Consider the following 9348-nt stretch of genomic DNA (forward strand, 5'->3'; position numbering starts at 1 on the left):
AAAATGGAACATTCAAAAATTAAAATAGGTATTGTAGATGATGACCTGCTGTTTGTACAGCTTTTAAAAAAATATATAGAAAGTTGTGACGATTATCAGGTAGTCCTGACATCTACAGGGGGATATCATTTTCTGAGTAAACAGGAGACAGTAGCCTTAGATGTTCTGATCCTAGATTTACGGATGGCGAACGGAGATGGTATGGATGTAATGTCTGCCTTGCTACAGCGAAAAACAGAAACTAAAATCGTGGTACTATCCAGCTTTTATCGACGTTCCTTTATGGGGCAGATGCTGAAAATGGGTGCCCATGCTTTTTTATCCAAAGAGATTGAACTGGAAGAATTATTGAAGGTCATCAGTACAGTTTATTACACAGGACATTATTTTTCCGACGACCAGCTTGATATAATGAGAACCCAGCTTTCCAATAAGCTTCCGGAATTTCATGCACTCTCCAGGAATGAGCTCACCGAAAGAGAGATTGATGTTTTACGATTGGTCTGCCAGCAGTTAAGTACTAAGGAAATTGCAGATTCACTGTTTATTTCTCCCAAAACTGTAGAAACGCATAAAACCAATCTTATGATCAAAACGGGAGTTAAAAATATGGCAGGGCTTGTTATTTATGCTGTACAAAATAAGGTCATAGATGCCAACGAAATTGTATTATTTGATAAATAACTCTGATATAAAGAATCAGGGAGCACAAAGATGTACTCCCTGATCACAAGAAATCTAAAAACACTATAATTTAGGATGCAATATCTTAGCAATAGAAACGGCATCTGCTACCGTATCCAGGCTGTAGATCTGGATAACCCCCTGTGTAGTGGCTGCCTGACCTAAGATGTTCTGTTGGTTTTGTGCATTTACCGCATTTTCAAACATAATTCCTGTAGAATGTGCAGCAGATTGGTATACGTTGGCTAAGGCCATTGCAGGAGATTCTCCCACTACTTTTACGTTCGATTGCGTTACTGCGTCTGTGATTTGTTCGTTTACTGGCATAATGATTATTGTTTATTTTGTTTAAAAAACAACCGGATTTTCCGGTTGCTTGAGTCATGTAGGTAAGCTGTCCGCAAAAAAGATTACGGATTAAGAATTTTAGCAATAGAAACGGCATCTGCTACCGTATCCAGGCTGTAGATTTGGGCAATACCTTGTGTGGTAGCTGCCTGGGTAACAATATTCTGTTGGTTTTGGGTATTCACTGCATTTTCAAACAGGATTCCTGTAGAATGTGCTGCTGATTGATACACGTTAGCTAAAGCCATTGCAGGAGATTCTGCTACTACCTTTACGTTCGATTGTGTTACTGCGTCTGTGATTTGTTCGTTTACTGGCATAATGATTATTGTTTATTGGGTTTAAAAACAACCGGATTTTCCGGCTGTTCGGATAATGGTATGTAAGCTGTTCGCAAAAAGAGATTACGGATTAAGAATTTTGGCAATAGAAACCGCATCGGCTATCGTATCCAGGCTATAGATTTGGGTTACTCCCTGTGTAGTAGCTGCCTGAGTTACAATATTCTGTTGGTTTTGGGTATTTATAGCATTTTCAAACATAATTCCTGTGGAATGTGCTGCAGACTGATATACGTTGCTTAGCGCCATTGCAGGAGATTCTGCTACTACTTTTACGTTCGATTGCGTTACTGCGTCTGTTATTTTTTCGTTTACTGGCATAATGATTATTATTTATTTTTGGTTAGAATAACCGGATTCCGGCTTTATAAAATTGATTTATTCTGCGGTCTGCAAAATGGATTAAGGTTTAAGGGTTCTGGCAATAGAGATAGCATCAGCGATGGTATCTTTGCTGTAGATTTGAGTAATACCCTGAGTAGTCGCTGCCTGGGTAACAATATTATGTTGGTTCTGAGCGTTTATCGCATTTTCAAACATAATTCCTGTGGAATGTGCTGCGGATTGATACACATTACTTAACGCCATTGCAGGAGATTCTGCTACTACTTTTACATTAGACTGCGTTACCGCGTCTGTGATTTGTTCATTAACTGGCATAATGATTACTGTTTATTGGGTTAAGGACAACCGGGCTTTCCGGATGAGGTCGTTACTTTTATTAAAAAAGTTTAAAAATTAAGGCTTTAGGATCTTCGCGATAGAAACTGCATCGGCTACAGTGTCAAGACTATAGATTTGAAGGATTCCCTGAGTAGTGGCTGCCTGGCCTAAAATATTCTGTTGGTTTTGTGTATTGACAGCGTTTTCAAACATAATTCCTGTTGAATGTGCTGCAGATTGATACACGTTAGCCAAAGCCATTGCAGGAGATTCTCCTACTACTTTTACGTTCGATTGCGTTACTGCGTCTGTGATTTGTTCATTAACTGGCATAATTGTAATTTGTTTTTGTTGAGATCTGATCTCGGTTAATAATTATTGAGGTAAACTAGTTTTACATTTTAATTTTAAACTCACTACAGATCCTGCAGATGAATACCTTTCAAAAGCATTGGTATAGACAGGTAATGAATAATTGGATCTGAAGGGTGGCTCTGAATACAATGGTTGAAATACCATCTGTAAAATCTGCATGAGTTTAAATCATATCTTTTGATAAAAGGATGCGGCCATTTTTAAGATCTGTCTTAAAAATAAATTTCTGCTGTAGGTATACCGGCAATGCTGAACTCCTTCGGGCTGGAATATGGATTCTGAATAATTGCTTCTGTACATTGACGGCATCTGAAAGACGGTGCAAAAAATAGATGTTGGCTTGATTGTATATATGTTGAGGGCATCGGATTTCATCTTTACAGAGAAAATAAGCCGCATCCGTAGTTTGTAAGAGCTGTATTAAAAACGTTCTTTTTTCAATATTTCCAACTCTTTGATTTTTATATTTTTGGGACTCATCTTTTTTAAGCCCATGACATAATTACTGATTCCGGCCATGGCATTCCTTTGTTGGTTTAAGGCAGAATTCATCTGCATTAATCCTGTGGAATGTGCACTTACCTGTGTAGAAATAGCTTGAGGTACAGCGGTAGACATTCCGGTAATGAGTACATTGATTTCGTCCATACGGGTTATATTTTGTAGTTTGTATTATGAATGGATATTACCCAATCTTGAATTCAGCTTATTCATGCGTTCCATGATTTTGAGTTCTTTCTCTTTCACTTTTGCCGTTGAGGCTTCCTGAAGTTTTTTCAGCTGTTCTTCATAGTTCATCACAGGCGTATCAGGAGGCGGTGGCGCAGCAGCAGGCATTGGGGCAGCTTCTTGCTGTTTAACCGCTTCTTCCAGTTTTTCCAGTAAAGGAGCAAGAGATTTCATTGTTTCCTTAACTGCTTTGTCCTTGATATAATTAATAATCTCATCTTCATGTCTTAATACAAAAGGCATGATCTCTTTTCCGATGGATTCTGGCTCTGACACTGGTGCTTGAGAATTGGGAGCGGGGGCTTCTTTACGGATTCTTCTGCGCATACATGTTGTTTATATTTAGAAGTTAATGCTACGGTTAAAGCAGATTATTAATAAATGCAGACGCATTCCTCCAGTCCCGGTTGATATCCCTTACTACATTATATCCTGTAATCTCCAAAGCAATACAAGCTGAAATAGCACTGGCTGACAACATTTCTTTTAACTGGTTGGGAGGAAGGGTCAGGATATAATCATCCGGAATTACCAGAGACTTACCATTTGGAGGGTTTTCATTTACAATAATACTCAGGATTTCCTGGAAATAATGGGCAATAAGTTTGGAAGCCTGGAATTCCAGTTCTCTTTTCAATTCAATTATTCTATCCTGGGTTACCAATTCAGAAATAGATGCTACATCCACATCATGTACAGAGTACAGAGCTTCTCCCGTATCAGATGCCGTGATCGTAATATCCGCTTTGAGTGTCCATTTTGATTTTTCAAGATTGATGGTAAGAAGCTTTGAGTCAAGATCCGGAACAACAATTTCGCTTAAAGTTGTAAATGGTAAAATTCTCACATTACAATAAAAGGCTTTCGGATCGTCCAGCTTGATCATTATCACGGCTATTCCCGTTGATTTATCTTTAGGTTCCACAACGAAAGACTGGAAATGATTATATCTTTTATTTCCTCTGTTGATACAGTTGACCAGTCTTATAGATGGCTGAATATTAATGTCTGATGTCTGAAGATTAAATACAATACGTTCTGCATTATGATCCGTCTTTTTGGTTTCCAGATAGAGAGTATCGCTGCTTCTGGTCAGGTAAAGTCGTTCATTTAAATCATGTAAGCTTTCTAGATTTAAAATTTTGGCGGGTTTGGTTACTGAAGAATAATTCATCTTTTATTTATTTTAATTTTTTCAATGAGTTGGGTTATTATTGTTTTCTTCTTTGGTTGTACTTCAGGTTCTGCTGAAGGGATTACGGCTTCTTTAATTTCTGGTTTTACGAGTGGCTGTGTCAGTTTTATCGACTTTAATACTAATTTTCCCCCATGATCAGCCGAGATAAAGTTTTTTCTCATATCTTCCTTTTCTGAGGTTTCTTCCGGAATTGCTTCTGCTATTCGTTTTTTTTTTCAGAATCTTCAGTCTCAGCGGAAACCTCCGTAAATGAGGGAGAAGGGGGAAAGTCATTGGAAACCGGAGGCGTGTTGACATTATAGATCGTATTGGAAATTTTAGCTTTCACTTCAGCATAGTCACTTACCATTTTGAATAAGTCTTTCATCATTTCATTTCCTTTTCCTGCATCCTGACTTTGTGGCTGCTCTGCCATCATACCGGCCGTTTCTTTACTGCCCGGCGCCGGGCCGAAAGTTGTTCCATAGGTCAGTAAATTATTGGCAAGCCTGCTTAATGCAATAAGACCTACCTGCTCAAAACCTTTTAAAAAAGACTGTAAATCCTGAACCATCATTCCTGTAGACTGTTCTATCATTACTTTTGTTACTCCGGTCATTGGGGAAGCTTTAGGCGGAGCCAATACCTCACTGTTCACAAATACTACAGCTTTCTCCGCCGGAGTGGTAGCATTTGCTGCCTGGGATTGTTGGGTTTCACTGTGGTTTTCACTCATGATGGTAATGTTTTATATTATCCTTTTAAAATTTTAATGGCATCAGCAACAATCGCAGGGTTAAGTTGATTTAAGTTCTGCTGGTTCGTTACCGAATTCTGAATGGAAATTCCACTGGCGTGTGTAGCCATCTGGTAAAGCATACTCATGGCCTGTGCGGGAGATTCACCAAGCACGGTAACATTCGTCTGCGTTACTGCATCTGTAGTCTGGTTGTTTACTGTATCTGCCATATTCTGGGTTTAATTTGGTTACTGTTATTTTACTTGTCATATATCTTCTTTCAAAGATTTTCTTTCGACCCAACCTCTATATTATTTTTGATTGAATCTCAACGGTAAGATTGTTTGTCTCTTTTGTCTGTTACAAATGTCATCAAACAGAATAAGTCTTCATTAAGGGAAAAAACTGAATTTTAAAAAATAAGGGAATTCTCCTATGAGTGAAATGTGGAGGAGGTGAGTTGTATTGATGTGTAAATTATGAGTTGCGAGTTATAAGCTGGTTATGAGTTATGAGTTATGAGTTTTGGAAAATAAAGGGTGGGTATGGAAATTTAAATTATGAAAATATCGCATGATGGGTATTCAGGATTATAGACCGGTGAATACATGAATATACAAATACATCATTGGCCGATACGGGTAAACCCTGAATTTCTGAAAATGGGTAGATCCCCTCTATACTGACCGCAGCTTTACCCTGAAATTTGTCTTTTAACCCATTGAAACATTAAAAAACCATAATATGAACCAAGAAGACGAAAGATATTTACCGGAAAAAGCTCCTATTATCATTGTGCAGCCAGGCTATGCCACCGGAGATATGTTTGCTATTGCTGCAACAATGATAAACAATAAAAAATATCATGTATTGATATCAACCACGATGGATAATGATGGAAATGCAAAAGACCCTTATGATAACAGCAAAGCGATCATAGAATTCTACAGGAGTTCCGGTATACATCAGGACAGGATACATCCGGTTTCCGTTGACGGAATGAGAAGCCCAGGACAGGCAAGCCTGCTGAAGAAACAAGCTATAAGCCTTGTAAGGCCCTATGGTATCCCGGTAGGAGAAATAACCAGAAACTATTATAAGCCTGTAGGGGAGGGAACCCAATATATAGCCAGAAATTTTTCTGAGACAATGAGAAGTGAATTAAGAAATGCATGGGACATAAACGAAAGCCAGGATAAAGCGATAAAAATATGGCTGGAAACACAGGGAATACCGACAAGCGGAAAGAGTTTGCTGATTTTATGGTCCCGTTTCAGCGGGAAAGGAGGAGATATCCATATAGAACATGATACGAGTTACTGGGGGATTAGACAGATTATACACAGGGTGGCTGATATGTATGATGCCATCATTATTACCGGAGATAAAGGATATGTGAAAGAAAGAGCATCTAAATATGATGAGACGGCAAATCTGATTAATAAATACTACGAGTCCGGAAAAGTATTTAATATTACAGAATTCTGGCGGGGAGACTCTCCCAAACTGAAAGCATGGGGAGGGAACACCCGGTTGGGGCAATTTAAGTTGTACGATTATTTTCAGAGGCACTTTGATCATGTAAAGCATCTGGGATTCCGAAGCGGGAACCTTGAAGTAATGGCCATGCTGGGATATAAGGTCCGGTATATGGAAGAAGAAGGAAGTGAAAGTGGAAGCAGAATGACGATATGGTTCAATAAAGGGGACGGTGAAACAGTGGAAGGCGGTAAAGCAACCGGATATGAAAGGCTTTTATTAAGAGAACCTCCTACAAGGTCCGGTAAATATATTCAATACCAGATTAACGAAATAAATAGAAACACAAATGAGAAAACAAGGCCACTGGCGGAAGAACTTAATACCTTAAAAAACAACGGTGAAAGTCCTGAAAGCCTTTCGCGTATCAAAGAACTGGAGAAAAGAATAAAAGAAATAAACAACGAAGGTGAGGCCCAAAAGAAAAAATATGCCGGATCTGACCTGGCCCCCTACCGTAAAGATGACAAACCTCCGGCACCTATATCAAAAAAAGATAAAAGCATTTATTCAGTGGGGTTTAGTGATGTTGATATGGAAACTATTGTGGAATATTTACGACCTGCAGGTTGGGTGGAAATACCAATGAAATATGAGCGTAGAATTCCACAAAATAAGAAAGAGTATCAAGAACGGTTGAATGACACTGAAAGCTCATATCGGGATGACAGGGATAAGTGGATGAAAAATTAGTATTTTAACCCTTCCGGTTTTCAGAAAATATAATCTGAACTGGTTTACACTTTTTATTTTAACCACAAATCGAAGATTCGACGTAGTCAAAAATCACAAGTTTCTTGGAAACTTTAATTTAATAAAGCTGTGAAAATAATCTCACTAAAGCTCACGTAAGGTTAAAAAAAAAATCAAAGATTTTTTGCTTACGTGTACTTTTATTTTCAATCCGTTTAAACTTAAAATAAACTAAAGTGTTTATAGCGTTTCACTCAGCTTTTGTGACTCAATTTTTAATTAGTTTAAACAGGCTTATCTATAAAGAATAATAAATTTTTTAAAAAAAACAGAGCGTTATAATCATATAGCACTCTGTTTTTTTTATGTTAATTATGGATTGGCGGTAAGGAGATTGGAATCTGCAATTTTCTGTTCCGGCAACTCCTTTCGTTTTCTCCAGAAGAAGTACGCTACGATAGCTGTAGCGATGGGAAGAGCAATACCAAACTCGTCGATATAATAATTGGTATGCCCTTTGTCTACCGTAAGAGGTGTGAAAATAGCCTGAATAAAAAGGTTATGGCTGGCATGTAAAATAGCCGCCGTCCAAAGGCTTCCTGATTTTAAGCGCAGCCAGGTGAAGATAAAACAACATGCAAATATCATAACTGTAAAACAGGTTAATGCAAGCCATTTGGGTCCGCCTGTATTGTAATTGGAAAAAAGAAGAAGAGGATAATGATAAAGTGACCAGATCACTCCCATCCATAAGGAAGTTGCTGTATAGGAGTTTATTTTCGCTAATTGTGGAGTCAGAAGTCCCCTCCAGCCAATTTCTTCGCCCAGGGCAGAACCAACAGAACGTACCATTCCAAAACTGCTCATCAGGAGAATATACAGGATAATGGTTACTCCATCAGGAAGGTTCCAGCCCATCCCTTTTCCTGTTTCAGCTACAAATTCATGATTATAAAAACCTCCGGCACCACTTATCCAGATGATAAGGTAGGGGATAAGCGAATACAGCAGAGGAATACAATATGCTATCAGCTGATACTTGGTGAGGCCCCATTTCCAGCCCAGGGAAGCAATAGGGATTTTTCTGATGCGGCAGGTCAGCAGGGCTGCAATTGCAGGACACCACATAACAATGGTTGCATAAGATATAGCTCCGCCTCCCAGTTTTCCGGTAACAATACACATATAATAAACAGGCAGGCAAAACAGCAGGGTGAGCCCCAGATAAGTGGCGATATTTTTCCTGATATCCAATGGAGAGGCTGAGGTGTTTTCCATAAACAGATTAGTATTTTGGGTTATATTAAATAATGTTTTATTGATTATCAATAAGATATGGTAAATATTTTTATTAAAATTACATTTATTTATAATACGATGGCCAATTTTTATAGGAATTACTTGCCTGTTATAATGCTTCAACCTTTACTACTGAAAAATATGTAAATTAGCCCGCGAAAAATAATGAACATTTCTTTATAGAATAATCATACTATGTCCAAATTAAAAGCCGTAAGAGAGCAGAAAAACCTGACCCAGGAAGAATTATCAGAGAAGTCAAAAATTTCTGTACGCACGATCCAGCGGATAGAAGCGGGTACAGAGCCTAAGGGACATACACTCAGAGCGCTGGCACAAACCCTGGATATAGAAGAAAGCGTATTGCAGAATGCTGTCACAGTAAGTTCTTATGAAGAAATCACGGAGAGTATTGAAGAATCACAAGAAATAAACTATGCTCTGATCAAAATGATCAATCTCTCTTCACTTTTATTTGTTGTGCTGCCACCCCTTAATATTTTGGTTCCCCTGCTGCTGATGTTTACAATGAAGCAGAAAAACAGTTTGGCGAGACAGATCATTTCGGTTCAGATGTTGTGGACGGCAATAGCCCCTATTGTATTTATGTTGGGAATCTTTCTAAAGCTCGGAGGTCCGTTTACCCTGATCCTCATGATCCTGATTGCACTCTCTAATGTATTTATTATTCTACGTAATGCAGCGGAAATAGATAGGAATAAGAAACTGTATTTCAAGCTGAATTTCAGTATGATATAAAG

General features: G+C 38.3%; 15 protein-coding genes. 3 read left to right on the top strand and 12 right to left on the bottom strand.

Translation table 11 applies throughout. The features are described from left to right. Positions 1–3 precede the first annotated feature (3 nt). On the top strand, positions 4–684 hold the full coding sequence (locus tag LQV47_RS06075; protein WP_230034892.1) for a response regulator transcription factor: 681 nt from the start codon (positions 4–6) through the stop codon (positions 682–684). A 63-nt stretch (positions 685–747) separates the two neighbouring features. On the opposite strand, the gene LQV47_RS06080 is transcribed toward LQV47_RS06075, so the two are convergent. From LQV47_RS06080 to LQV47_RS06130, 11 genes are all read right to left on the bottom strand, one after another. Then, positions 748–1011: a RebB family R body protein gene (locus tag LQV47_RS06080; protein ID WP_034697228.1), complete on the bottom strand. Its 264-nt coding sequence runs from the start codon at positions 1009–1011 to the stop codon at positions 748–750. Positions 1012–1094: 83 nt separating this feature from the next. Further along, positions 1095–1352, bottom strand: a complete 258-nt coding sequence (locus LQV47_RS06085; RefSeq protein ID WP_047433898.1) for a RebB family R body protein — start codon at positions 1350–1352, stop codon at positions 1095–1097. An 84-nt stretch (positions 1353–1436) separates the two neighbouring features. Beyond that, the gene (locus tag LQV47_RS06090; protein ID WP_228451196.1) at positions 1437–1694 is read right to left on the bottom strand and encodes a RebB family R body protein; all 258 of its coding nucleotides are present in this window, start codon (positions 1692–1694) and stop codon (positions 1437–1439) included. An 81-nt stretch (positions 1695–1775) separates the two neighbouring features. Next, the gene (locus LQV47_RS06095; RefSeq protein WP_230034893.1) at positions 1776–2033 is read right to left on the bottom strand and encodes a RebB family R body protein; all 258 of its coding nucleotides are present in this window, start codon (positions 2031–2033) and stop codon (positions 1776–1778) included. A 78-nt stretch (positions 2034–2111) separates the two neighbouring features. Next, entirely contained in the window at positions 2112–2369 is a 258-nt protein-coding gene (locus LQV47_RS06100) for a RebB family R body protein (RefSeq protein WP_034697220.1), read from the bottom strand. Between the two features lie 462 nt (positions 2370–2831). After that, on the bottom strand, positions 2832–3059 hold the full coding sequence (locus tag LQV47_RS06105; RefSeq protein ID WP_230034894.1) for a RebB family R body protein: 228 nt from the start codon (positions 3057–3059) through the stop codon (positions 2832–2834). A gap of 24 nt (positions 3060–3083) precedes the next feature. Next, positions 3084–3467: a hypothetical protein gene (locus LQV47_RS06110; RefSeq protein ID WP_230034895.1), complete on the bottom strand. Its 384-nt coding sequence runs from the start codon at positions 3465–3467 to the stop codon at positions 3084–3086. A 34-nt stretch (positions 3468–3501) separates the two neighbouring features. Further along, a complete protein-coding gene (locus LQV47_RS06115; protein ID WP_230034896.1) occupies positions 3502–4314 on the bottom strand; it encodes a hypothetical protein in 813 nt (270 codons plus the stop codon). Next, the gene (locus LQV47_RS06120) at positions 4311–4499 is read right to left on the bottom strand and encodes a hypothetical protein (RefSeq protein WP_230034897.1); all 189 of its coding nucleotides are present in this window, start codon (positions 4497–4499) and stop codon (positions 4311–4313) included. The genes LQV47_RS06115 and LQV47_RS06120 overlap by 4 nt, the downstream gene beginning before the upstream one ends. 38 nt (positions 4500–4537) lie before the next feature. Beyond that, complete coding sequence (locus LQV47_RS06125; RefSeq protein WP_230034898.1) at positions 4538–5053, bottom strand: hypothetical protein; 516 nt, start codon at positions 5051–5053, stop codon at positions 4538–4540. Between the two features lie 17 nt (positions 5054–5070). Then, entirely contained in the window at positions 5071–5286 is a 216-nt protein-coding gene (locus tag LQV47_RS06130) for a RebB family R body protein (protein WP_047400697.1), read from the bottom strand. Positions 5287–5800: 514 nt separating this feature from the next. On the opposite strand from LQV47_RS06130, the gene LQV47_RS06135 reads away from it, so the two are divergent. Then, entirely contained in the window at positions 5801–7288 is a 1488-nt protein-coding gene (locus LQV47_RS06135) for a hypothetical protein (RefSeq protein WP_230034899.1), read from the top strand. 372 nt (positions 7289–7660) lie between these two features. Here the strand turns inward: LQV47_RS06135 and LQV47_RS06140 are convergent, their stop codons facing one another. After that, positions 7661–8566: a type II CAAX endopeptidase family protein gene (locus LQV47_RS06140; RefSeq protein WP_230034900.1), complete on the bottom strand. Its 906-nt coding sequence runs from the start codon at positions 8564–8566 to the stop codon at positions 7661–7663. A 216-nt stretch (positions 8567–8782) separates the two neighbouring features. On the opposite strand from LQV47_RS06140, the gene LQV47_RS06145 reads away from it, so the two are divergent. Next, a complete protein-coding gene (locus tag LQV47_RS06145; RefSeq protein WP_230034901.1) occupies positions 8783–9346 on the top strand; it encodes a helix-turn-helix transcriptional regulator in 564 nt (187 codons plus the stop codon). The last annotated feature ends 2 nt before the right edge of the window (positions 9347–9348 follow it).

The sequence above is a fragment of the Chryseobacterium sp. Bi04 genome (assembly GCF_918698085.1).
In the GTDB taxonomy this organism is placed as follows: Bacteria; Bacteroidota; Bacteroidia; order Flavobacteriales; family Weeksellaceae; genus Chryseobacterium.